Source organism: Herbiconiux liukaitaii, from assembly GCF_041927495.1.
Classification (GTDB): domain Bacteria; phylum Actinomycetota; class Actinomycetes; order Actinomycetales; family Microbacteriaceae; genus Herbiconiux; species Herbiconiux liukaitaii.
The window spans coordinates 387,784-411,164 of sequence record NZ_JBHFHG010000004.1 but is presented as its reverse complement, the minus strand read 5'-3'; the positions used below and the strand labels follow the sequence as shown (position 1 = coordinate 411,164).

19 protein-coding genes are annotated in these 23,381 nt (G+C 71.4%); 13 read left to right on the top strand and 6 right to left on the bottom strand.

The features are described from left to right. Positions 1-64: 64 nt before the first annotated feature. Genes ACEXQC_RS09570 through ACEXQC_RS09560 form a run of 3 tightly spaced genes read left to right on the top strand, consistent with a single transcriptional unit; the run spans position 65 to position 3,674 of the window. On the top strand, positions 65-1,621 hold the full coding sequence (locus tag ACEXQC_RS09570) for a sugar ABC transporter ATP-binding protein (RefSeq protein ID WP_374820921.1): 1,557 nt from the start codon (positions 65-67) through the stop codon (positions 1,619-1,621). Beyond that, on the top strand, positions 1,618-2,661 hold the full coding sequence (locus ACEXQC_RS09565; protein WP_374820918.1) for an ABC transporter permease: 1,044 nt from the start codon (positions 1,618-1,620) through the stop codon (positions 2,659-2,661). The genes ACEXQC_RS09570 and ACEXQC_RS09565 overlap by 4 nt, the downstream gene beginning before the upstream one ends. After that, complete coding sequence (locus tag ACEXQC_RS09560) at positions 2,658-3,674, top strand: ABC transporter permease (RefSeq protein WP_374820916.1); 1,017 nt, start codon at positions 2,658-2,660, stop codon at positions 3,672-3,674. Before ACEXQC_RS09565 ends, ACEXQC_RS09560 begins: the two co-directional genes overlap by 4 nt. A 24-nt stretch (positions 3,675-3,698) precedes the next feature. On the opposite strand, the gene ACEXQC_RS09555 is transcribed toward ACEXQC_RS09560, so the two are convergent. Continuing rightward, positions 3,699-4,721 carry a LacI family DNA-binding transcriptional regulator gene (locus ACEXQC_RS09555; RefSeq protein WP_374820913.1) on the bottom strand — a complete coding sequence of 341 codons (1,023 nt, stop codon included), beginning with the start codon at positions 4,719-4,721 and terminating at the stop codon, positions 3,699-3,701. A 218-nt stretch (positions 4,722-4,939) separates the two neighbouring features. Between ACEXQC_RS09555 and ACEXQC_RS09550 the strand changes: the two genes are divergently transcribed. From ACEXQC_RS09550 to ACEXQC_RS09530, 5 genes are all read left to right on the top strand, one after another. Beyond that, the gene (locus tag ACEXQC_RS09550) at positions 4,940-7,033 is read left to right on the top strand and encodes a beta-galactosidase (RefSeq protein ID WP_374820910.1); all 2,094 of its coding nucleotides are present in this window, start codon (positions 4,940-4,942) and stop codon (positions 7,031-7,033) included. 98 nt (positions 7,034-7,131) lie between these two features. Continuing rightward, complete coding sequence (locus ACEXQC_RS09545) at positions 7,132-7,992, top strand: carbohydrate ABC transporter permease (protein WP_374822046.1); 861 nt, start codon at positions 7,132-7,134, stop codon at positions 7,990-7,992. After that, the gene (locus ACEXQC_RS09540; RefSeq protein ID WP_374820907.1) at positions 7,989-8,918 is read left to right on the top strand and encodes a carbohydrate ABC transporter permease; all 930 of its coding nucleotides are present in this window, start codon (positions 7,989-7,991) and stop codon (positions 8,916-8,918) included. The genes ACEXQC_RS09545 and ACEXQC_RS09540 overlap by 4 nt, the downstream gene beginning before the upstream one ends. 82 nt (positions 8,919-9,000) lie before the next feature. Beyond that, complete coding sequence (locus tag ACEXQC_RS09535) at positions 9,001-10,329, top strand: ABC transporter substrate-binding protein (RefSeq protein WP_374820902.1); 1,329 nt, start codon at positions 9,001-9,003, stop codon at positions 10,327-10,329. Then, positions 10,326-12,485, top strand: a complete 2,160-nt coding sequence (locus ACEXQC_RS09530; RefSeq protein WP_374820898.1) for an alpha-galactosidase — start codon at positions 10,326-10,328, stop codon at positions 12,483-12,485. The genes ACEXQC_RS09535 and ACEXQC_RS09530 overlap by 4 nt, the downstream gene beginning before the upstream one ends. A gap of 34 nt (positions 12,486-12,519) precedes the next feature. Here ACEXQC_RS09530 and ACEXQC_RS09525 read toward each other — a convergent pair whose 3' ends face one another. Both ACEXQC_RS09525 and ACEXQC_RS09520 read right to left on the bottom strand, forming a co-directional pair. Next, on the bottom strand, positions 12,520-13,203 hold the full coding sequence (locus ACEXQC_RS09525; protein ID WP_374820895.1) for a response regulator transcription factor: 684 nt from the start codon (positions 13,201-13,203) through the stop codon (positions 12,520-12,522). Continuing rightward, a complete protein-coding gene (locus tag ACEXQC_RS09520) occupies positions 13,200-14,435 on the bottom strand; it encodes a sensor histidine kinase (RefSeq protein WP_374820892.1) in 1,236 nt (411 codons plus the stop codon). Before ACEXQC_RS09520 ends, ACEXQC_RS09525 begins: the two co-directional genes overlap by 4 nt. Positions 14,436-14,603: 168 nt before the next feature. On the opposite strand from ACEXQC_RS09520, the gene ACEXQC_RS09515 reads away from it, so the two are divergent. Then, positions 14,604-15,299 carry an ABC transporter ATP-binding protein gene (locus tag ACEXQC_RS09515; protein ID WP_374820889.1) on the top strand — a complete coding sequence of 232 codons (696 nt, stop codon included), beginning with the start codon at positions 14,604-14,606 and terminating at the stop codon, positions 15,297-15,299. Beyond that, on the top strand, positions 15,296-16,609 hold the full coding sequence (locus tag ACEXQC_RS09510; protein WP_374820886.1) for an ABC transporter permease: 1,314 nt from the start codon (positions 15,296-15,298) through the stop codon (positions 16,607-16,609). The genes ACEXQC_RS09515 and ACEXQC_RS09510 overlap by 4 nt, the downstream gene beginning before the upstream one ends. Before the next feature lie 31 nt (positions 16,610-16,640). Here ACEXQC_RS09510 and ACEXQC_RS09505 read toward each other — a convergent pair whose 3' ends face one another. After that, positions 16,641-17,501, bottom strand: a complete 861-nt coding sequence (locus tag ACEXQC_RS09505) for an SMP-30/gluconolactonase/LRE family protein (RefSeq protein ID WP_374820883.1) — start codon at positions 17,499-17,501, stop codon at positions 16,641-16,643. Between the two features lie 132 nt (positions 17,502-17,633). On the opposite strand from ACEXQC_RS09505, the gene ACEXQC_RS09500 reads away from it, so the two are divergent. The 3 genes from ACEXQC_RS09500 to ACEXQC_RS09490 are packed head-to-tail and all read left to right on the top strand — an operon-like array spanning position 17,634 to position 20,994. Then, complete coding sequence (locus tag ACEXQC_RS09500; protein WP_374820880.1) at positions 17,634-18,314, top strand: TetR/AcrR family transcriptional regulator; 681 nt, start codon at positions 17,634-17,636, stop codon at positions 18,312-18,314. After that, positions 18,311-18,934 carry a P-loop NTPase family protein gene (locus ACEXQC_RS09495; protein ID WP_374820877.1) on the top strand — a complete coding sequence of 208 codons (624 nt, stop codon included), beginning with the start codon at positions 18,311-18,313 and terminating at the stop codon, positions 18,932-18,934. The genes ACEXQC_RS09500 and ACEXQC_RS09495 overlap by 4 nt, the downstream gene beginning before the upstream one ends. Next, positions 18,931-20,994, top strand: coding sequence for a YhgE/Pip family protein (locus ACEXQC_RS09490; protein WP_374820874.1), 2,064 nt, complete (start codon positions 18,931-18,933; stop codon positions 20,992-20,994). The genes ACEXQC_RS09495 and ACEXQC_RS09490 overlap by 4 nt, the downstream gene beginning before the upstream one ends. Positions 20,995-21,022: 28 nt before the next feature. On the opposite strand, the gene ACEXQC_RS09485 is transcribed toward ACEXQC_RS09490, so the two are convergent. Beyond that, a complete protein-coding gene (locus tag ACEXQC_RS09485; protein ID WP_374820871.1) occupies positions 21,023-22,756 on the bottom strand; it encodes a molybdopterin-dependent oxidoreductase in 1,734 nt (577 codons plus the stop codon). A gap of 88 nt (positions 22,757-22,844) precedes the next feature. Beyond that, entirely contained in the window at positions 22,845-23,252 is a 408-nt protein-coding gene (locus ACEXQC_RS09480; protein WP_374822044.1) for a DUF3054 domain-containing protein, read from the bottom strand. Between the last annotated feature and the right edge of the window lie 129 nt (positions 23,253-23,381).

The following is a 23,381-nucleotide window of genomic DNA, read 5'->3' as shown; positions in this document are numbered from 1 at the left end:
GGCGTGCGCTCAGGCGTCGCCGCGGCATCCGTGCCCTCACTTCCTCTCCCGAACGGAGTCCTTCGTGACCGACCCCACCCCCTCGGCGGCGCCGCTGCTCGTGGCCACCGACCTGGTGAAGAGCTACGGCCCGGTGAAGGCCGTGCAGGGCGTCACCTTCCACTGCAACCCCGGCGAGGTGCTCGCCCTCGTGGGCGAGAACGGCGCGGGCAAGAGCACGGTGGCCAAGATGCTCGCGGGGGCCGTGACCCCCACCTCCGGCACCATCACGGTGGCCGGTGAACCGCTCGCCTCCGGCAGCGTGCGGCAGTCGCGGCTCTCGGGCGTGCGCTGCGCTTTCCAGGAGCTCGCCCTCGTGCCCGACTGGACCGTGGCCGAGAACCTCTCGCTGCCCGACGGCTCACCGCTCAGGGGCTTCTCGCAGAAGAAGTCGGTGGTGAAGGCCAAGGCGCTGCTCGAGTCGTTCCACCTGCCGCACATCGATCCGCGCGCAGCCGTGGGCACCCTCTCGCTCGCCGACCGGCAGCTCGTCGAGATCGCCAGGGCGCTCGCCGGCGCCCCTCGACTGCTCATCCTCGACGAGGCCTCCTCGGCCCTCACGCCGCCCGGCGTCTCGTGGCTCTTCGACCGCATCCGAGAGCTCACCGCCCAGGGCGGCAGCGTGATCTACGTCTCCCACCGGCTCGGCGAGATCGCCGAGATCGCCGACCGAGGCACGGTGCTCCGCGACGGCCTCGTGGCGGGCGAGTTCGTGCGCGACGGCTGGACGGACGACGAGCTCATCTCGATGATGGCCGGCCGCGAGGCCGAGCGCTTCTTCCCCTCCCCTCCCCCGCGCACCACGGATGCCGTGGCGCTGTCGGTCTCGAACCTGCGGGCGGAGGGCCTCCACGGCATCGACCTCACGCTCGGCGCGGGCGAGATCCTCGGCATCGGGGGCCTTCAGGGGCACGGCCAGGCCGAACTGCTGCGCGCGCTCTTCGGGGCCACTCCGGCCGTCGCCGACTCGTGGACGGTGGGTGGCCGCCGCATCTCGCGCACCACACCCGTGCGCTCGGTCAAGAACGGCCTCGGCTACGTGCCGGAGGACCGCAAGAGCGAGGGTCTCGCGCTCGAGATGAGTGTGGGCGAGAACCTGCTCGCCCCCTGGTTCCGGGCCCACCAGCTCGGCGGCCGCCCCCGCCTGGCCCGCGAGCGCGGGTGGATCGACGGTGTGCTCGGCGCACTCTCGGTGCGCACCCGGGGCCCCAACGAACTCGCCGGATCGCTCTCGGGCGGCAACCAGCAGAAGCTCGTCTTCGGGCGCTGGATGGACCGCTCGCGGAGCGTCATCCTGCTGCACGACCCCACGCGCGGCATCGACGTGCGCGCCAAGCAGGAGCTCTACGGCGCCATCGTGGAGCTCGCGAAGCAGGGCGTCGGCATCCTCTGGTTCTCCACCGAGGTCGAGGAGCTCGTGCACGTGTGCCACCGCGTGGTGGTGCTCTACCAGGGCCAGGTGGCCGACGAGCTCATCGACCACCGGCTCACCGCCGACAACATCGTGGGCGCCGCCGTGGGGGCCACCGGCAGCATCGCGGCGCAGAACGCCTCCACCTCGACCGAAAGGCCCGCCGGATGAGCGCCGCCACCTCCACCCCCACTCCCAAGCCGACCCCCAGACCCACCCCGGCGGGCCTCCCCTCGCGGGTCTGGAACGGAACGGGCATCGTGCGGCTCCGCCGCGAGGGCGCCATCGCCCCCATCGGCGCGTTCGTGGTGTTCTTCGTCGTCTACGTCATCATCAATCCCGAGCTGCTCACCCGGTTCCAGCTGCAGACCGCGGCCAACCTCGTGGTGCCGCTCGCCCTCGTGGCTCTCGGCCAGCTCATCATCGTGCTCGTCGGTGGCATCGACATCTCCATCGGCGCCATCATGAGCCTCTGCAACGTGGTGTTCGCGGTGCAGCTCGAGAGCGTGCCGGTGCCCGTCGCCATCCTCATGTCGGTGGGGGTCGGCCTCGCCTGCGGCCTCTTCAACGGCTTCCTCGTGGCCTACGCGGGGCTGCCGGCCATCGCGGTCACCCTCGCGAGCGCCTTCATCTTCGGCTCGCTCGCCCGCGAGGTGCTCGACCGCCCGGGCGGCGGCATCACCACCGAGCTCTACCTCGCCACGAGCGGCGAGCTGCTGCCGTTCGTGCCCGTCTCGCTCGTGTGGCTCGCCGTGGTGGCGGTGCTGCTGTGGCTGCTGCTGCAGCGCACCGCGTTCGGCCGCCACCTCTACGGGGTCGGGTCGAACATGGAGAGCGTGCGGGCCGCCGGCCTCAACGCGCGCCTCACCAAGCTGCTCGCGTTCGGCCTCGCCGGGGTCATCACCTCGTTCGGCGCCATGATGCTGGCCGCCTCCACCGTCACGGGCGATCCGCGATCCGGAGACCCCTACCTGCTCTCGTCCATCGCCGCCGTGGCCCTCGCGGGAGCTGCCTTCACGGGAGGGCGGGGCAGCATCATCGGCACCATCCTCGCCGCCTGCACCCTCGGCCTCATCGGCAACCTGCTGTTCTTCGCGGGCGTCAACTCGTACTGGCAGTACGTGATCTCGGCGCTCATCATCGTCGCCGTCGTCGGCATCCCCGTCGTCTGGCGCAAAGCCGCGTTCTTCGCGAAGGGGGCACGCTCGTGACCACCACCTCCACCCCGCCGCTCGCCGCCCCCTCGGGGCCCGATCCCGAGGCCTCGACCCGCGGCTCGCACGCCTCCCTGCTCTCGCGGGTGCCGCGGAGCGTGTGGCCGCTCGTGGCGTTCCTCGTGCTGTTCGTGATCGGCGGCATCATCCGCCCCAACCTCATCACGGTCGACTCGCTCATCGGCACGGCGACGTTCGCGATCATCCTCTCGATCGCCTCGTTCGGGCAGACCATCGCGGTCATCCAGGCCGGCATCGACCTCTCGGTGCCCAACACCATCGGCTTCTCGGCGCTCGCGTTCCTCACCCTCGTGGGGCCGCTCGGACCGATCGGCGCCTTCGTGGCGGCCCTCGCGGCCGGTGCGCTCATCGGCTTCCTCAACGGCGCCGTGATCGCCAAGCTCGGGCTCACACCGATCGTCACCACGATCGCCATGAACGGGCTGCTCTTCGGGGTGATCCTGCTCGCGTTCAACTTCTCCGAGCTCACCGTGACCCCCGACTTCGTGATCGCCATCACCTCGGCGAAGATCTCGATCCTCGGCGTCACCATGGCGGCCGTGCTGCCGCTCGGGCTCGCGCTCATGGTGGTGCTGCAGCTCGTGCTGTCGTTCACCGGGTGGGGCCGCTCGCTCTTCGTGGTGGGCTCGGCCGCCGAGACCGCGAGGCTCGCGGGGCTGCCCGTCGACCGCATCCGGATCACCGGCTACATGCTGAGCGGCGTGCTCGCGGCCTTCGCGGGCATCGTGATCGTGGGCTACTACCAGCAGGCCTCCGCCACCATGGGCGCGAGCTACCTGCTGGCCTCGGTGGCCGCGGTGGTGGTGGGTGGCGCGTCGATCTTCGGTGGGCGCGGCTCGGTGGTGGGCACCGTGGGTGGCGCGCTCGTGCTCGGGCAGGTGTCGACGCTCGTGACCGTGCTCAACCTGGGCGCCAACATCCAGCAGCTCATCTACGGCGCCATCATCCTGATCGTCATCTCGCTCTACGGGCGGCGCCGCGCGGGCTGACCTGCGTGCACGGGGAGGCCGGACTCAGGCCGAGGCGCGCCAGACGATGCTCGTGTCGAGCAGCAGCCCGTCGGTGCCGACCTCCTCGCCGCGCAGCTGCGCGAGCACGAGCTCGGCGGCCCGGCGACCGAGCTGGCCGGCGGGCTGGTGCACGGTCGAGAGCGGCGGCTGGGTGCGCAGGGCCCAGGCGCTGTCGTCGAACCCCACCACCCCCACGTCTCCCGGAACCGAGCGGCCCGCCTCCCGCAGCACGTCGAGCGCGCCGGCGGCCAAGGCGTCCGAGGAGGCGAACACGCCGTCGAGATCGGGTCGGTTCTCGAGCAGCAGTCGCATGCCGTCGACGCCGCTGCCGTGCGAGTAGAGCGGCACCTCCGCCACGAGCTCGGGGTCGAACCGGTCGCCCATCGCCGCCGTGAAACCCGCCAGCCGGTCGCGGCCGGAGTCGCGGTCGAGCCCGGCCGCGATCATGCCGATGCGTGAGCGGCCGGTGCCGATGAGGCGCTCGGTGATGCCGCGGGCCGCAGCGACGTTGTCGATCCCCACGAAGGGAACACCCTCGATGTCGAACGGGTGACCCACGAAGGCGGCGGGGATGCCCGTGACCGAGACGATCTGGCCGATCGGGTCGTCGGCGCGCGCGGAGATGATGACGACGCCGTCGACGAACCCCCCGCTGAGGTACTGCGCCACGCGGCTGCTGTCGCGATCGGACTCGATCACGAGCGAGACCAGCTGGTAGTCGGCCTCCGAGAGCGCGGAGTTGATGCCGAGCAGGATGCTGCCGATGTTGGGGTCTTCGAGGAAGAGCGAGTGCGGTTCGTGCACGATCAGCCCGATGGCCTGCGAGCGGCGGGTCACGAGGTTCCTGGCCGCGGCGTTGCGCACGTAGCCGACCTCGCCGATGGCCGCCTCGACGGCGGAGCGAGCCGCATCCGACACGTAGACCTCGGCGTTGAGCACCCGCGAGACGGTGCCGCGCGACACGCCGGCCACCCGGGCGACATCGTTGATCGTCGCGCGGTGGAAATCCTTTCGGCGGCCGACCATGGCCCCACTTTAGCGGTGCCCCCGCGAACCGGCGGCAGCGCCCCATCCGGAGGCCGATGCCTCCCGGATCCCCTGCTGGAATGACGGCCGATCCGATTCCGAGTTGACAAGAAATCGTCGGGATGTTTACTCTGGGAGCGTTCACAGACTCTCGATGAGGAGTTGTCGGCATCTCGTCTGGGAGCGTTCACAGAGATCGTCCTAGGAGAAACCCGCCCGTGAGCACAACCGCCGTCTCCGAGCTCATCAGCTCGAGCGACCACCGTTTCACCTACGGTGCCGACTACAACCCCGAGCAGTGGAGCGAATCCGTCTGGCTCGACGATGTGCGGCTCATGCGCGAAGCCCGCGTCACCCTCGTGGCGATCAACATCTTCGGCTGGGCGCAGCTCGAGCCGCTGCCCGGCCAGTTCGACTTCAGCCGCCTCGACCGCGTGCTCGACCTGCTGCACGAGAACGGCATCGGGGTGAACCTCGGCACCGGCACGAGCTCGCCGCCGCCGTGGCTCGCCGCCCTGCACCCCGAGACGCTGCCGATGATGGCCGATGGCACCCGCCGCCACGTGGGCGGCCGCCAGGCGTACTGCTCGAGCTCGCCGATCTTCCTCGAGCGCGCCCTCGGCCTCGTCGAGCAGGTCGCAGCTCGCTACGGCGCCCACCCCGCCGTGAAGCTCTGGCACATCTCGAACGAGCTCGGCTGCCACAACGCGCACTGCCACTGCGCCGTCTCCGCCTCGGCCTTCCGGGTCTGGCTCGAAGCCAGGTACGGCACGCTCGACGCGCTCAACGAGGCGTGGGGCACGGCGTTCTGGAGCCAGAAGTACGCGGCCTGGGAGCACATCGGCACCCCCATGCTCACCGTCTCGACCGGCAACCCCGCGCAGGCCGTCGACTTCATGCGCTTCTCCTCCGACCAGCTGCTCGCGCAGTACCGGGCCGAGGTCGCCGTCATCCGCCGCCACAGCGCGGTGCCCGCCACCACCAACTTCATGGTCGCCGCGCACATCCGCAACCTCGACTACTGGAGCTGGGCGGGCGAGATGGATGTCATCGCCAACGACCACTACCTCGACCACCGCCTGGCCGACCCCACCACCGAGCTCTCCTTCGCCGCCGACGTCACGCGCGGCCTCTCGGGCGGTGCACCGTGGATGCTCATGGAGCAGGCCACGAGCGCCGTCAACTGGCAGCCGCTCAACATCGCCAAGGGCCCTGGCGAGATGATCCGCAACTCCCTCACCCACGTGGCACGCGGCGCCGACGGCATCAGCTTCTTCCAGTGGCGCGCCTCGGTGCAGGGAAGCGAGCGCTTCCACTCGGCGATGCTCCCCCACGCCGGCACCGACACCGCCGTGTGGCGCGACGTGGTGAGCCTCGGCGAGACCCTCGAGCGCCTCGCCGAGGTCACGGGCAGCCGCGTGGTGGCCGAGGTCGCCCTGGTCTTCGGCTGGCAGGCCTGGTGGATCACCGATCTCGACTCGCACCCCTCGGTCGAGGTGGCCTACCTCGACCAGGTGCACCGGGCCTACGCCGCCCTCCGCGCCAACGGCGTGACGGTCGACGTCGTCGAACCCGGCGCCGACCTCTCGGGCTACCGCCTGGTCGTGGTCCCCGCGCTGCACAGCATGTCGGATGCGGTCGCCGACGGCCTCACCGGCTTCGTGGCCGGTGGCGGTCACGCCGTGGTCACCTTCTTCAGCGGCATCACCGACGAGACGGACCGCGTGCGCACGGGCGGCTACCCCGGCGCCCTCCGCGAGCTGCTCGGCATCTCGACGGAGGAGTTCTTCCCCCTCCACATGGGTGAGTCCGTCGAGCTCGACGACGGATCGCGCGCCACGATCTGGACCGAGAAGCTGCGCACCACGACCGCCGAGACGCTCGCCTCCTACCTCGATGGGCCTCTGCCGGGAACCCCGGCGATCACGCGCAACAGCCTCGGCGACGGCACCGCCTGGTACCTCGCCACGAGCCTCGACGCCGCTAGTCTTGCCCAGACGCTCGGCACCGCCGCCACGGCGGCCGGCGTCGCGACCGACCCCGCCTCGGCCGCGGCCGGGCTCGAGATCGTGCTGCGGCGCGGGGAGCGTGGCAGCTACCTGTTCGCCATCAACCACGGCCTGGCGGATGCCGGGCTCACGGCCTCGGGCACCGAGCTGATCGAGGGCCGCGAGGTCGACGGCACCCTCACGGTGCCCGCCGGCGGCGTGCGTGTGGTGCGCCTCGACAGCGTGCCGGCCGAGGGCGGCAGCGAGGGCGACCCCACCGATGGCGCCCGGAACGACCGAGAAGAAGTGAGGGAACTCCTGTGACCACCGTCGATGTGGCCGGCTCCCGGCCCACCCCCGGCGCCGAGGGCGCAGCGGGCTCAGCAGGCTCTGCGACGCCGAAGCGGCGCTCGAAGACCCGCGTGAAGCACGTCAGGGCGATCCTGTTCTTCCTCACCCCCTTCGGCGTGCTGTTCGCGCTGTTCTACCTGCTGCCGATCGGCTACGCCATCTACCAGTCGCTGCTCGTGGTGGAGCGCGACGGCACCTTCGGCCCGCCCACCGAGGTGTTCGGCGGCCTCACGCAGTACATCGCCGTGTTCCAGAACGACGCGTTCTGGAGCGCCGTCGGCCGCGTGCTGCTGTTCGGAGCCGTGCAGGTGCCTGTGATGCTCGGCATCGCGCTCATCCTGGCGCTGCTGCTCGACTCGCCGCTCGTGAAGGGCAAGAAGTTCTTCCGGCTCGCCTTCTTCGTGCCCTACGCCGTTCCCGGCGTGATCGCGGCGATCATGTGGGGCTACCTCTACTCCCCCAACCTGTCGCCGCTCAGCGCGATCACGAGCTCGTTCGACTTCCTCTCGCCGCAGTTCGTGCTGTGGGCCATCGCGAACGTCGTGACCTGGGTCTACGTGGGCTACAACATGCTCATCATCTACTCGTCGCTGCTCTCGATCCCCTCCGAGATCTACGAGGCGGCCAAGCTCGACGGCGCGAGCCAGCTGCAGATCGCGCTGCGCATCAAGATCCCGCTCGTGGTGCCCGCCATCACCCTCACGGCCATCTTCTCCATCATCGGCACGCTGCAGCTGCTGGCCGAGCCGCAGGTGTTCCGCAGCTTCACGGCCTCGGTGTCGAGCACCTTCACGCCCAACATGGCGGTCTACGCCACCTCCGCGGTGCCGAACGTCAACCTCGCGGCGGCCATGTCGGTCGTGCTCGCCCTGGCGACCTTCGCGCTGTCGTTCGCCTTCCTCAAGTTCACCCAGCGAAAGGCCGAGCAATGAGCCGCACCCTCTCCCCCGAGACGGCGGGCTCGTCGGCCGAGCGTCCGTCCACCGAGCGCTCGACCAAGCGCCGTGGCAGCGGTGCCCCGCGCGAGAAGCTCATGTCGCGCACCGCCGCCATGATCGTGATGTTCGTCTCGACCATCTACTTCCTGCTCCCGGTGTGGTGGCTGTTCACCTCGGCCACGAAGAGCCGCGAGGACTTCGGGTCGAGCAACGGACTGCTCTTCGCCGACTTCGACCTCTTCACCAACATCGGCAACCTCTTCGCCTACAACGACGGCATCTACCTGCGCTGGATGCTCAACAGCATCCTGTACGCCGGCGCCGGTGCGCTCATCGGCACCGTCATCTCGGCGATGTGCGGCTACGCCCTCGCGAAGTACCGCTTCCCGGGCCGCGAGCTCATCTTCAACGTCGTGCTCGGCGGCGTGCTCGTGCCCGCCACGGCCCTCGCCCTGCCGCTGTTCCTCATCTTCAGCCAGGTGGGAGCCACCAACACGTTCTGGGCGGTCTTCCTGCCCAGCCTCGTGAACCCGTTCGGCGTCTACCTCGCCCGCATCTACGCGGCGGCGAGCGTGCCCGACGAACTGCTCGAGGCCGCCAGGCTCGACGGATCCGGCGAGGTGCGCACGTTCTTCACCCTCGCCAGGCGGCTGATGACCCCGGCTCTCGTGACGATCTTCCTGTTCCAGTTCGTGGCCATCTGGAACAACTTCTTCCTGCCGCTCATCATGCTGCGCGACGAGGCGCTCTTCCCCGTCACGCTCGGTCTGTACACCTGGAACTCGCAGGTGAACCAGATCCCCGAGATCCGCACCTACGTGATCATCGGCGCCCTGATGTCGATCATCCCGCTCATCATCGCCTTCCTGAGCCTGCAGCGCTTCTGGCAGTCCGGCCTCGGCAGCGGAAGCCTCAAGTAGACCCGACCCGCACCATTCCAGAGCACCATCCATCCCGCACCACAACTCCGCACCATCCCGCATTGAGAGAGATAGGACACACATGCACACCAAGAACATCCTGCGCATCGGCGCGCTGGGAGTCGCCTCGGCGATCGCACTCACCGGCTGCGCCGCCTCCGGCGGATCGGACTCGAGCGCCGCCGCCGAGTGCGCGCCGGCCGACGGCCCCGTGGAGCTGAGCTACACCTCGTGGATCCCCGGCATCGACAAGGTCGTCGACCTCTGGAACGCCGAGAACCCCGACATCCAGGTGACCGTGCAGACGGGCCCGAACGGCAACGGCGGCACCTACCAGAACTTCTTCAACCAGCTCGAGGCCGGCAACGCCCCCGACCTCGGCCAGATCGAGTACGACGCGCTGCCGAACTTCCGTGTGCAGGACGGCCTCGAGAACATCGCCTCGTGCGAGAACGTGCTCGAGAGCAAGGACCAGTTCATCGACTGGACCTGGAACCAGGTCACCTTCGGTGAGGACGACGCCGTCTTCGGCATTCCGCAGGACACCGGCCCCATGGCCATGTACTACCGCAAGGACCTCTTCGAGCAGGCCGGAATCCCCGTGCCGACCACGTGGGAGGAGTACGCGAGCGCCGCGACCGCCGTGCGCGAAGCCGGCGGCTACATCACGAACTTCCCGCAGAACGACGTGAACTGGTTCGCCGGTCTCGTCTGGCAGGCCGAGGGCCGCTGGTTCGACAGCTCCTCAGGCTCATGGGACGTCACCCTCACCTCGCCCGAGTCGGAGAAGGTCGCCGACTACTGGCAGGAGCTCATCTCGGGCGGCCTCGTCTCCACCGTTCCGGCCTGGACCGACGAGTGGAACAACGCCTACAACACCGGTTCGGACTGGACCTGGATCTCCGCCGTGTGGGGTGCCAACTCGATCTCGTCGGGCGCTCCCGACACCGCGGGCAACTGGGCCGTCGCGCCGATGCCGCAGTGGGAGGCGGGCGCCTCGGCGGCCGGCAACTGGGGCGGCAGCTCGACCGCGGTGCTGAAGGGCTCCGACCACCCGTACGAGGCCGCGCAGTTCGCGCTCTGGCTGAACACCTCCGACGAGGCGCTCACCATGCTCAACCAGGAGGCCAACCTCTACCCGGCCACGGTCGAGGGTCTCGACCTGCCCGTGCTCTCCGAGGGCGTAGCGTTCTACGGTGACCAGCCCATCTACGACGTGTTCGCCGACGCCTCCACCGAGGTCGACGCCGACTTCACCTGGGGCCCGACCATGACGCAGACCTACGCCGACATCGCCGACGGCTTCGGCCGCGCGCTCGGTGGCAGCGGAACCCTCAGCGAGGCCCTGCAGTCCGGTCAGGAGAAGACGATCTCCGCCCTCGAGGCGCAGAGCATCCCCGTCGCCGAGTGACCACTGAAATGATCCTGCTCCGTGCCGCGGGCTCCAGCATCGTGCTGGACGCCCGCGGCACGGGCGTTCCCACCGTGCTGCACTGGGGCGCCGACCTGGGCGAGCTCTCCGAGAGCGAGCTCGCCGACTTCGCCGACTCCCGCGCGCCCGCCGTGAGCCCCAGCTCGATCGACGTTCCGCTTCGGCCGAGCCTCCTCCCCGGCCTCGCCGAGGGCTGGTCGGGCCGGCCCGGGATGAGCGGATCCGCCGTGGCCGGCACCTCCGGGCGCGCTCCGCACTTCGAGCTCGCCGGCGTCGAGCGGCCGACCGCGACATCCGTGGTCATCCGTCTCGAGCAGGCCGACCAGGCGGCAGCGCCGGTGCCGGTGCAGCTCGGTGTGACGATCGAGCTCGAGCTCACCCAGCACGGGGTGCTCCGGATGCGCATGATCGCCCGCAACGACAGCGCCCTCACCACCGGCGCGGCCTCCTGGCAGCTCGACTCGCTCGACGCGATGCTGCCCCTGCCCGGTCGTGCCACCGAACTCCTCGACTTCACCGGCCGCTGGCCGCGCGAACGCCAGCCGCAGCGCCGACCGCTCGGCCACGGCACCTGGCTCCGCGAATCCCGGCACGGCCGCCCCGGCCACGACGACGCCTTCCTGCTCGTGGCGGGAACCCCCGGCTTCGGCTTCCGCTCCGGCGAGGTCTGGGCCGCCCACCTCGCCTGGAGCGGCGACAAGCGGCTCTGGGCCGAGGCGCAGGCCACCGGCCTCCGCATGCTCGGCGGCGGCGAGCTGCTCGAACCGGGCGAGCTCGTGCTCGAGCCCGGCGAGGAGTACAGCACACCGTGGCTCGTGACCGCGTGGTCGGATGAGGGCCTCGACGGCCTCTCCGCCCGACTGCACGCCTACGCGCGCGCCCAGTCCCCCACCGACCCGAACGCCCCCCGCAAGGTCATGCTCAACACCTGGGAGGCCGTCTACTTCGACCACTCCGAGGAGCGGCTCGGCGAGCTCGCCGACACCGCGGCCTCCGTGGGTGTGGAGCGCTTCGTGCTCGACGACGGCTGGATGCTCGGTCGGGTCGACGACACCCGCGCTCTCGGCGACTGGATCGTGGATCCGGTCAAGTGGCCGGCGGGGCTGCACCCGCTCGTCGACCGCGTGCACGCGCTCGGCATGGACTTCGGGCTGTGGGTGGAGCCCGAGATGGTGAGCCTCGACTCGCAGGTGGCCAGGGCGCACCCCGAGTGGGTGCTCTCGGGCGGCGACCGGCTGCCCCTGCCGTGGCGGCACCAGCACGTGCTGGACCTCGCCAACGCCGAGGCGTTCGCGCACGTGCTCGGTCAGCTCGACGCCCTGCTCGACGAGTACCCCATCGCCTACCTCAAGTGGGATCAGAACCGCGATCTGCTCGGCGGATCGGCGCACGCGCAGACCCTCGCCTGCTACCGGCTGATGGACGAGCTGCGGGCCAGGCACCCCGGCCTCGAGATCGAGTCGTGCTCCTCGGGAGGCGGTCGCGTCGATCTCGGCGTGATGCAGCGCACCGACCGCGTCTGGCCGAGCGACACCAACGACCCGCTCGAGCGGCAGACGATCGAGCGGTACACCACGCTGCTCGTGCCCCACGAGTACTTCGGAGCCCACCTCGGGGCGGCGACCGCGCACACCACGGGCCGCACCCACGACCTCGGCTTCCGCCTCGCCACGGCGCTGTTCGGCCACGCCGGCATCGAGTGGGACCTCACGCGTGCGACCGCCGCCGAACGCGAGGCGGTGGCGCAGTGGATCGCGGTCTACAAGCGGTTCCGCGGTCTGCTGCGCACGGGGGCCGTGGTGCGCGACGATCCCGCCGATCCGCTGCGCTGGGTGCACGGCGTCGTGGCGCGCGATGCCTCCGAGGCGCTGTTCTCGGTGGTCGCGCTCGGGTCGTCGAGCGACGCCGTGCCCTCGCCCACGCTGTTCGCGGGGCTCGACCCCGAGCGCCGCTACCGCGTGGCGCCGGTGGACCTCGGAGCGCCCGTGCGGTTCATCCAGGATGCGCCCCCCGCCTGGTGGAGCACGGGATCCGTCGTGGCGACCGGGCGCCAGCTCGCCGTCGCCGGCCTGCCGCTGCCGCTGCTCGCGCCCGAGCAGGCGCTCGTGCTGCACATCACGGAGGTGGGGGCGTAGGCCAGACGGACTCGGGGCCGGGTTCCTCCCGGAATCAGGAGGAGCCCGGTGCCACCAGTCCGCTCTCGTACGCCGTGATCACGAGCTGGGCCCTGTCGTGGGCGTAGAGCTTGGTCATGATGCGGTTCACGTGGGTCTTGGCCGTGTGCGGGGAGATCACGAGCTCGTCGGCGATCTCCTGGTTGGAGCGGCCGCGCGCCACGAGCGAGAGCACCTCGACCTCCCGATCGGTGAGGTGGGAGAGCGCGGGCGGCACGGGGGCGGGGCCCTCGCCTGCAGCGGCCGGAGCCGGTGGCAGCACGTAGCGCGTGATGAGGCTCTGCGTGGCCGCGGGCGAGAGCAGCGCGTCTCCCGCGTGCACGGCCCGCACGGCGCGGGCGATCTCGTCGGGCTCGGCGCCCTTGCCGATGAAGCCGCTCGCTCCCGCGCGGAGGGCCGCCAGGAGGTACTCGTCCTCCTCGAAGGTGGTGAGGATGAGCACCCTCGTCTCGGCGAGCGCCGGGTCGGAGCAGATGGCGGCGGTCGCGCCGATGCCGTTGAGCACGGGCATGCGGATGTCCATGAGCACGACGTCGGGTCGGAGCTCGCGGGCCAGCTCCACGGCCCTGGCTCCATCGACGGCCTCGCCGAGCACCGTCACGCCGGGCTCGGACGAGAGGATGTCGGTGACGGCCTGGCGGATGAGGGACTGGTCGTCGACCACGAGCACGGTCGTCATGCCGCCCTCCCCTCGCCGAGCGGCAGGGTTGCCGCCAACCGCCAGCCGCCCGGCACTAGGCCGGCCTCGACGCTCCCCTGCACCGAGGCGACGCGCTCGCGCACACCCGTCAGCCCGTGGCCGCCTGCCGGGCGGCCCTCGGCCGCGGTCGAGGTCGTAGTCGCTGTCGCGGTTGCGGTTGCGGTCGCTGCGGTGGTGGCCGGCGCCGGGTTCGTCACCACGACCGTCACCTCGTGCTCCTCCACACGCACCAGCACGTGCGCCCGCCCCTCGGCCCCGTGCTTGTGCGCATTGGTGAGCCCCTCCTGGATGGTGCGGTAGGCCACGAGAGCCACGGCACCCGTGACGCGCGACACGTCGCCCTCGATCCGGGTGGTCACGGCGAGGCCCACCGCGGCGAACCCCGTCACCAGATCGTCGAGCCGGTCGAGACCGGGCTGGGGCGCCCGGGAGCTCTCGCCCTGCTCGCCCGATCGCAGCATCTCGAGCAGAGTGCCGATCTCACCGAGCACGGTGCGGGAGGCGAGCCGGATGGTGCCGAGCGCCTCCCTCGCCTTGTCGGGGCGGGACTCGAGGGTCGACGACGCGACGCCGGCGTTGAGACTGATGACGGAGATCTGGTGCGCCACCACGTCGTGCAGGTCGCGGGCGATGCGCAGGCGCTCCTCGGCCACGCGGCGGCTCGCCTCGGCCTCCCTGGTCTGCTCGGCCCGCTCGGCGCGCTCCGTCATGGCCACGATGTACTCACGCCGTGACCGCGTGGCATCCCCGGCCGCCGCGGCGAAGGCGATCGTGACGGCGAACTGGAGGGTGCGCGGATCGAAGACGGTCCCCACCACCGCGAACAGGCCGAGCAGCACCACCGCCACGACGGCGATGGCGGCCACCACGCCGGTGGTGCGGCGGGTCGACCGGTTGGCCACCCCGAACATCGCGATCGCCGCGGCGATCACCACTCCCGGCGACAGCGTGCCCGCGAGCGCCGCGGCACCGTAGACGGCCACCACGGCCACGAGCACCGGGATGGGCCACCGGCGGCGGAGCGGCAGGAAGGCCGCGGGCGCGATCACGAGCGCGAAGGCGAGGGCGCTGCCCGGCCGGAACTCGGCCTGGGGGAACGGAGTGAACGCGGCGGCCACCACGATGAGCGCCGCCACCACGTCGCCCACCCACACGGGCGGTCGCAGGCGAGGCGCTCCGAAGCCCGGTATGCGCTCCTCCGCCTCGATCATGCTCCCAGTGTGCCGGGGAACGCCCTCCGGCGACTCACCCCCACGCGGCATCCCTCGTACCGCGATCGCGGTACACGAGGTGTCCACCGCTGGGCGACGCGACGGCGGGGCGCAGAGGCGAGCCTGGAAGAGCTCCGGAGACACCGGGGCGCTGTGGAGGAGAACACCATGACACCCATCATCTCGGTCAGGGACGTGCGCCGATCGTACGGCCGCGGCCAGAACCGCTTCGAGGCGCTGAAGGGGGTGAGCTTCGACATCCTCGAGGGCGAGAGCGTGGCCATCGTGGGCAAGAGCGGATCGGGCAAGTCGACCCTCATGCACGTGCTGGCCCTCCTCGACGCGCCCACCTCGGGCACGGTGGAGCTCGAAGGAGTCGACACCGCAGGCCTCCGCGGCCGTCGCCTCAACCGCACCCGCAACAAGACCTTCGGGTTCGTGTTCCAGCAGTTCTTCCTCACCGCCAACGCCTCGGTGCTCGAGAACGTGGTGCTGCCGATGAAGATCGCAGGTGTCGCCCGCGGCGAGCGCCGCAGCAGGGGCCTCGCCGCTCTCGAGCAGCTCGAGCTGGCCGACAAGGCGAAGAACAAGGCCGTCGACCTCTCGGGTGGGCAGAAGCAGCGCACGGTCATCGCGCGCGCCCTCGTGAACAACCCGCGCATCATCTTCGCCGACGAGCCCACGGGCAACCTCGACACCGCCACGGGCGCCGTGGTGGAGGACATCCTGTTCTCCCTCAACCGCGAGAGCGGCATCACGCTCATCGTGGTGACCCACGACGAGGAGCTCGCGGCCCGGTGCGACCGGCGCATCCTCGTGAAGGACGGGCTCATCGTCGACGAGTCCAGGGCGGTGGCGGCATGAAGACCGTCGACCTCGTCGGCACGGCCGTCTCGAACACGTTCCGCTCCAAGACCCGCACCATCCTCACGATCCTGGCGATCTTCGTGGGTGCGTTCACCCTCACGCTCACCAACGGGCTCGGCACGGGCATCAACGCCTACGTCGACGACACCGTCTCGGGTGTGGGCGCCTCCGACACCATGACGGTCACGAAGACCTCCACCACCGACTCCGGATTCGGCTCCGACTCGGGGCCCACGGAATACGACCCGGATGCGGTGGAGAGTGCGCAGACCGGTGCCCCCGGCGCCTCCGGTGGAACCGTGGTGGCACTCGACACCACCGACCTCGACGACCTCGCGGCCATCGACGGCGTGCTCGACGTGCAGGCCACGAAGTCCGTCTCGGCCGACTACATCCAGGCCGGCGACGGCACGAAATACGTGGTGGGGGTCGGGGCGCTGGTCACGGGCCAGACGCTCAACCTGCTGGCGGGCACCGAGCCCTCGGAGGGCGACGAGCTGCAGCTCGCGCTGCCCGCCTCCTACGTCGAGCCCCTGGGCTTCGCCGACGACGCGGATGCGGTGGGGGCCACGGTGACCGTGGCCGTCACCGACGCCGAGCGCACCCAGCACCTCATCGAGGCGACCATCTCGGGGGTGGCGGAGGAGAGCATCGCCTCGCCCGCCGGCGCCGCGATCGTGCCGAACGACGCGCTCACGGATGTGCTCTACAGCACCCAGAACATCGGGGTGCCCGCCGATCAGGTGGAGCGGTACGCGCAGGCGACCGTGTGGTTCGCCCCCGATGCGACCGACCAGCAGATCACCGACCTCAAGGCGCGGCTGGCGGATGCCGGCTACACGGGCACCACGGTGGCCGACCAGCTCGGCACCGTGAAGACCGTGATCGACGGGATCGTGCTCGTGCTCAACGCCTTCGCGATCATCGCTCTGCTGGCGGCGAGCTTCGGGATCGTCAACACGCTGCTCATGAGCGTGCAGGAGCGCACTCGCGAGATCGGCCTCATGAAGGCGATGGGCATGGGCAGCGGCAAGGTGTTCGGGCTGTTCAGCATCGAGGCCGCGTTCATCGGGTTCCTCGGCAGCGCCATCGGGGCGCTCGGTGCGATCGTGGTGGGGACGGGCATCAGCGCGGCCCTCTCGGGATCGCTGCTCGCCGACCTGCCCGGGCTCGAGCTGATCGCGTTCGATCCGCTCTCGATCGCGCTGGTCATCGTGGTGGTCATGGGGATCGCGTTCCTCGCCGGGACCCTGCCGGCGGCCAGGGCTGCGAAGGCCGACCCGGTGGAGTCGCTGCGGTACGAGTAGGGGTGCGGGGCGGTGCGGTCGGTGCGGGTGGTCAGCCCGCATACGGCCGCACCGGCAGGCCGGGGGTGGCGACCTCGCCGCGGAAGACGGCTCCGGCCTCTGGCTGCTCACCGGCCGGCACGCCCTGGCGCGACGTCGTGATGAAGAGGGTGCTGAGCCCGGGGCCGCCGAGGGTGCACGAGGTCACGTTGCTCGCCGGGAGCTCGACCACCTCGGTGAGGTCGCCGCTCGCGTCGTAGTGGTGCACGGCGGATCCGCCGTAGAGCGCTACCCAGATGCCGCCCTCGCTGTCGACGCAGAGGCCGTCGGGGGCTCCCGCCGCCTCGGGGATCGAGACGAACGGGCGGCGGTTCGCGAGGGTCGTGCGCGACTGCGCGTCGCTCACGTCGAACACGTCCACGCGGCCCGTGGGGGTGTCGGCGTAGAACAGGAGGGAGCCGTCCGCGGTGAAGGCGAGACCGTTCGAGATGGTGACGCCGTCGAAGAGCGTCTCGACCGCCCGATCCGTGCCCAGGCGCAGCAGGGAGGCCGCGCCTGGGGCCTGGTCGTACGCCATCGAACCGCAGAGCAGGCTGCCGTCGGGAGCGCAGCCTCCCTCGTTGAGGCGCACACCCTCGGGCGTGACGGCTGCCGAGGTCCACTCCTTCTCCCCCTCGGCGCTCCACAGCGTGAATTCGCGCTCGGTCGCGATGATCCAGCCACCGGCCTCGCGCGGCCGCACGAGGGCCGCGATGCTCGACCCCGTCGGCATCCTCGTCACCCGGCCCTGCTCATCGAGGGCGAGCACATCGCCCGCGAGCATGTCGACGACGCGCAGACCGCCCCAGCCGGGGTGCCAGACGGCGCCCTCGCCGTGGAACGTGATGGGGTCGGTGAACTGGTCGGCCTTCATGAGCCCCATCCTGGCGCATCGGATCTTTCCCGCTCCAGGCTGGATTCGGGAGCGGTTTCGGGCTAGGGAGCCGCGGCCGTGGGTTTCCTGTTCTAACTTGCACAGGTGCGTGCAAGTTATTACGATCGGCTTGTGACCACCACTCCGACACCCCCGCGCCCGCTGCGTCGCGACGCCCTCGAGAACCGGGAGGCGATCCTCCTGGCCGCGGCCGGCGTGTTCCGGCACGACGCCGAGGCCTCCCTCGACGCCGTGGCCGCCTCCGCCGGGCTCTCCCGCCGCTCCATCTACGGCCACTTCGCCTCGCGCGACGAGCTGCTCGCCGAACTCGTGACCCGCGGTGGCACCCGTATCTCGGCCGCCCTCGACGGCGTGCAGCACGACGACCCGCGCATCCACCTCGCCCTCGTGGGCTCGGCGCTCTGGGCCGAGGTGCAGCAGGTGCGCGTGATCGCGCAGCTCGCCGTGCACGGCCCGCTCGAGCAGACGGTCGCCGAGGCGCTCGTGCCCGTGCGCGCGTCGGTGCGGCGGGCGGTCGCCGCCGGGGTCTCCGCGGGGTGGTTCCGCTCGGACGTGCCGGTCGAGAGCCTCGCCCGGCTCATCGAGGATGCGGCCATCGCCGTGCTCGACGAGGCCGTGCGCACCGACCTCCCCGAGGCCGAGGGCGCCCACCTCGTGATGACCGTCGGGCTCTCGGTGGCGGGGCTCTCGTGGCGGGAGGCCGTCGAGGTGGCCGACTCGGTCACGACACAGGCACCGGCGCAGACATCCGCACCGGCATCCGCACCGACCGAACAGGGGGCACGATCGTGAGGATCGAGGCGAAGGGCATCAGCAAGGGGGCCCGCGGCATCCCGCTGCCCGAGACGAACGTGGTGTTCGAGACCGGTGCGATCACCCTCGTGGAGGCCGAGACCGGCGACCAGCCCACCGTCGTGGCCCTCATCCTGAGCGGGCGCATGGTGCCCGACACGGGATCGATCACCCTCGACGGGCGCGACGATCCTGCCGCCCTGCGCGAGCGGATCGCGCTCGTCGACGCCCCCGAGGTGAGCGAGCCCGCCGCCGACCTCCCGCTCCGCACCGTGGTGCGCGAGGAGCTGCTCTACGCGGGCCGCGCGACCTCGCGTGCGGCCATCGCCACGACCATCGCCGAGGCGGGGGCGGCCGACTACGCGGGCACCCGCATCGCCGATGTGCCCGCAGCCCTCCGGGTGCGCCTGCTCGCCGAGCTCGCGGCCTTCCGCCGAGGGGTGCAGGGGGTCGTCATCACGAGCCCCGACCGGCACGGGGGAGATCCGCGCGAGTGGCTCGCCGTGGCCCGCGACCTCGCCGCCCGGGAGTTCGCCGTCGCCATCGTGTGCGGAGCCCCCTCCGCCGAACTCCTCCGCCCCCTCCTCGACTCATTCTCCGAAGTGGAACCCCTCGCGTGAAGATCCTCACCCTCGTGCGCACCGAGCTCAAGCGCCTCACCGCCACGAGCATGGCGCGCCTCGCCCTCGTGGCCCTCATGCTCGTGCCCGTGCTCTACGCCGGCCTCTACCTCTGGGGCAACAACGACCCCTACGGCAACCTCAAGGACGTGCCGGTGGCCCTCGTGGTCGAGGACACCGGGAGCACGCTCGACGGCAAGGCCGTGAACTACGGCGACGACGTGCGCGACCAGCTGCTCGAGGACGACTCGGTCGGCTGGAAGGTCACCACCGCCGCAGACGCCGCCACCGGTGTGCGCGATGCCGAGTACGACTTCATCCTCACCCTCGGCCCCGACTTCTCGAACGCCCTCACCTCGGCGAGCGGCAACGCGCCCGAGAAGGCCGTGGTGGAACTCACCACCAACGACACCAACAGCTTCCTCGCCACCACCATCGCCGGCCAGGTGGCCGAGAAGGTGCGTGCGAGCATCACCGAGCGCGTGGGCAAGGAGGCGGCCCTCAAGCTGCTCGACGGCTTCGCCACCGTGCGATCCAGCCTCACCGAGGCCGTCGACGGCGCCCAGCAACTCACCGACGGCGCCACGACCGCCACCGACGGTTCGCTGCAGCTCGCGGAGGGCGCGGGATCGGCCAACATCGGTGCCCTGCAGCTCAACGACGGCCTGCAGCAGCTCGCCGCAGGCTCGGCCGCCCTGCCTGCTCAGACCGCCGCGCTCAACGACGGCGCCCAGCAGCTGAACACCGGGCTGCAGCAGCTGCGGGCCGGATCCGCCGATCTGCCCACCCAGACCGCGGCGCTCAACGACGGCGCCCAGCAGGTGGCCGCGGGTAACGAGCAGCTCGCCGCGCAGGGCGCCGAGCTCGCCGGGGCCGTGCAGAGCGCCACCGACGAGGTGCCCGCCGCGCGCGCCGACATCGTGGCGCTGCTCGACCAGACCGCTCTCACCGAGGAGCAGAAGGCCGCCGTGCTCGCCGAGGTCGACCAGGTCGGAACCGCGATCACCCAGGGCAACGACCAGGTTCAAGCCGTCAACCTGCAGCTCGGCCAGCTCGCCGCCGGCAGTCGGCAGGTGGCCGACGGCACGCAGCAGCTCGCCGCCGCGGCCCCCACGCTCGCGAACGGCATCGCATCGGCCGCCGACGGATCCGCCCAGCTCGCCGCAGGCACCCAGCAGCTCGCCGACGCCGCCCCCACGCTCACGAACGGCATCGCGTCGGCCGCGGCGGGATCCGCCCAGCTCTCGGGCGGTGTCACCCAGCTCGCCGAGGGGTCACTCACCCTCACCGACGGCGTCGGCCAGCTCGCCACCGGAGCGGGCACCCTGCGCAACGGCCTCTCCGACGGGCTCGCCGATGTGCCGGACCAGACCGCCGACCAGCGCGAGGCCGCCGCGAGCACCATCTCGGATCCCGTGTCGCTCGACACCAGCGCGGTCACCAAGGCCAGCACCTACGGCGCGGGCATGGCTCCCTTCTTCATCAGCCTCGCGGCCTGGATCGGCATCTACGCGCTCTTCCTCATCGTGAAGCCGCTCTCCCGCCGGGCGGTCACGGCGCTCAAGAAGCCGTTCGCCATCACGACGGCCGGCTGGGCGACGCCCGCCGTGCTCGGGGCGCTGCAGATGGTGGCGGTCTTCGGCATCGTCACGCTCGCGCTCGGCTACCAGGTGGAGCACGGCTGGGGGATGCTCGGGTTCATGGTGCTCACGTCGGCGACGTTCGCCACGATCATCCTGGCGCTCAACATCCTGCTGGGGAGTGTGGGGCAGTTCCTCGGGCTCGTGCTCATGGTGCTGCAGCTCGTGACGGCGGGAGGCACGTTCCCGTGGCAGACGCTGCCGGGGCCGCTGCAGGTGCTGCACCAGATCCTGCCCATGAGCCACGCGGTCGACGGCATCCGGCAGCTTATGTACGGCGGCAACCTGCAGCTCGCGGGGCAGGATGCGGGCATCCTCGTGTTCTGGCTCGTCGGCGCGCTGCTCGTCTCCTACCTCGGAGCCCGCCGCCTCACCCGCCACCGCACCCTGCGCGACCTCCGCCCCTCCCTCATCGGCTGAGGCGCGCCGCCGGTGCCCGCGGGGCGGGTCAGGAGACGGTGACGGAGTGGGCGTCCCAGCCCGTGGCGCCGTCGGGCACGACGCCGGCGCGGGCCTCGGTCTGGGTGGCGCCCGTGCGGTCGGTGGCGCGCACCGTGAGGGTGTGCGTGCCCGTGGTGGCCTGCCAGGGGAGGGTCCACTGCACCCAGGTGTCGATGCCCGCGGTGTCGGCGAGGGTGGCGGTCTCCCAGCGGCCGTCGTCGATGCGCACCTCCACCTTCTCGATGCCGGTGTGCTGAGCCCAGGCCACGCCCGCGATGGGCACGGTGCCCGCCGCCACCGTCGACCCCGCGGTCGGCACGTCGATGCGCGACTCCGTCTTGATGGGGCCGAGCGCCGACCAGCCGCGCGGCGTCCAGTATCCCTCCGCCTGGTCGAAGCGCGTGACCTGCAGCTCCACCACCCACTTCGTGGCCGAGACGTAGCCGAAGAGGCCAGCCACGACCATGCGCACGGGGAAGCCGTGCTCCACGGGCAGCGGCTCGCCGTTCATGCCGACGGCGAGGATCGCCACGCGATCCGCATCCTGCAGCGCCTCGAGCGGGGTGCCCGCAGTGAAGCCGTCGGTGCTCGTCGAGAGCACCATGTCGGCCTCGGGCAGCGGCTTCGCTCGGGCGAGCAGCTCGCGGATGGGGTAGCCGAGCCAGAGCGCGTTGCCGATGAGGTCGCCGCCCACCTCGTTCGAGACGCACGCGAGCGTGACGAGGTGCTCTTCGAGCGGCAGGGCGAGCAGCTCGTCGAAGCCGATCTCGATCTCCTGCTCCACCATGCCCGTGATGCGCAGGCGCCACTCGGCGGAGTCGACCTGGGGCACCTGCAGGGCGGTGTCGATGCGGTAGAACGAGTCGTTGCTCGTGACGTAGGGGGTGAGGCCCTCGATGCCGAGCTCGGCGCCGGCGGGCACCGCGGCGGCGGGGGTGGTGGCGGCCGGGAGCTTCACGGCGTCGCGCACGGCGCTGACGGCGTTGGCGGTGGCGTTCATGGAGCGCGCGATGAGCCCCGCGAACACGGCGACCGCGGCACTGATGCCCGCGGCCCCGAGGAACCGCCGCCGATCGAGCGCCACCTGCGGACTGTCGGCGGCTGCGCCAGCCGCCTCCGCGCGAGTCTCGCCCGCGCTGCCGGCGGTCGCGGTGGTGGTGGCCGCGGCGCCGGGGACGGGGGTGGGAGCGGTATCGGCAGCCGAGGTGGGGGCTCGGGTGGAGTCCGCGGCGGCTGGGGTGGGAGTGGCGGTGGCGGGGGTGGGGGTGGTCGACCAGGTGGCGGCGCGGGAGGCATCCGTCTCCCAGGTGCGGAGGCGGGTCTGGAGGAGGTGGAGCACGAGCACGCCCGCGATCATGCCGAGCACGGTGGGCACCGCCGAGAGGCCCGTGGCGCCGGCGCGCGTGGTGACCGCGAGGATGGCGACGCCGGACACCAGCACGAGCAGCACGCTGCCGAAGGGCCGCCTCCACCGCTCGAGCAGCCCCGCCGCCGCGGCGAGCGCGAGCACCAGCAGGCCCAGGATCACGAGCAGCGCGACCTTGTCGCCGGTGCCGAAGAGCGCGATCACGAGCTCCTTGACCCACGCGGGTGCGAGGTCGATCACGAGCGACCCCACCGCGAACAGCGGACTGGCCTCCGCCCCCACGAGCACCGCCGCGATCTCGGCGACCGCCAGCACCGAAGCCGCCGCGACGACCCCCGTGACCGCGGCCCACATGCTCGCGCGCCCGGGTCTCATGCGCTCATCCTACGAACCATCGCTGGAAGCCCGCCCGGCATCCGCGCCCCGTCCGCGCCCCGTCCGCGCCCCGCTCGCGACCGGTTCGTCACCCGCGGCGGGATCGGGTGCGCGCCACGAGGAGAGCGACGGCGCGCCAGCCCACGAGGAAGACACCCAGCACGATCGCCGTGACGATCACGAAGCTCAGCTGCACGCCTTGCCCGCTCGCGACCCGCAGCAGCATGCCGAGCGCGACCGCCGCCACCCACACCACGACCCCCGTGCGCACCACGGCGAACGGATGCCGCCACGCCCGCGCCACGAGCCACCCCACAGCGGCCCCGGCCAGGAACGGCCACGCCGTCGTGAGGAACCCGAGCAGCGCCCCGCTCTCGTCGTGGCTCCCGCGGCCGATCGCCACGAACAGCAGCACGAGCACCACGTCGACGACCGCCGCGAGCACGACACGGCTGGGCCTCGGCGCCGATGCGCGCCTGCGGGAATCCTTCACCATCACCGCCCGATTCTAAGCGCGCCGGCACGCCAACCACCTGCCCACCCCGATCCGATGCGGACCGCCGGTCGGGGACCGCGACCAGCCCGAACACTCCCCTGCGACCGCCGGAGTGCGAGCCCGGTCTTC

Excerpts from the sequence above, each read along its gene's own strand:
- ACEXQC_RS09565 (WP_374820918.1), top strand. The coding sequence starts at position 1,618 with ATGAGCGCCGCCACCTCCACCCCCACTCCCAAGCCGACCCCCAGACCC.
- ACEXQC_RS09555 (WP_374820913.1), bottom strand. The coding sequence starts at position 4,721 with ATGGTCGGCCGCCGAAAGGATTTCCACCGCGCGACGATCAACGATGTC.
- ACEXQC_RS09540 (WP_374820907.1), top strand. The coding sequence starts at position 7,989 with ATGAGCCGCACCCTCTCCCCCGAGACGGCGGGCTCGTCGGCCGAGCGT.
- ACEXQC_RS09535 (WP_374820902.1), top strand. The coding sequence starts at position 9,001 with ATGCACACCAAGAACATCCTGCGCATCGGCGCGCTGGGAGTCGCCTCG.
- ACEXQC_RS09525 (WP_374820895.1), bottom strand. The coding sequence starts at position 13,203 with ATGACGACCGTGCTCGTGGTCGACGACCAGTCCCTCATCCGCCAGGCC.
- ACEXQC_RS09520 (WP_374820892.1), bottom strand. The coding sequence starts at position 14,435 with ATGATCGAGGCGGAGGAGCGCATACCGGGCTTCGGAGCGCCTCGCCTG.
- ACEXQC_RS09515 (WP_374820889.1), top strand. The coding sequence starts at position 14,604 with ATGACACCCATCATCTCGGTCAGGGACGTGCGCCGATCGTACGGCCGC.
- ACEXQC_RS09510 (WP_374820886.1), top strand. The coding sequence starts at position 15,296 with ATGAAGACCGTCGACCTCGTCGGCACGGCCGTCTCGAACACGTTCCGC.
- ACEXQC_RS09505 (WP_374820883.1), bottom strand. The coding sequence starts at position 17,501 with ATGAAGGCCGACCAGTTCACCGACCCCATCACGTTCCACGGCGAGGGC.
- ACEXQC_RS09485 (WP_374820871.1), bottom strand. The coding sequence starts at position 22,756 with ATGAGACCCGGGCGCGCGAGCATGTGGGCCGCGGTCACGGGGGTCGTC.
- ACEXQC_RS09480 (WP_374822044.1), bottom strand. The coding sequence starts at position 23,252 with ATGGTGAAGGATTCCCGCAGGCGCGCATCGGCGCCGAGGCCCAGCCGT.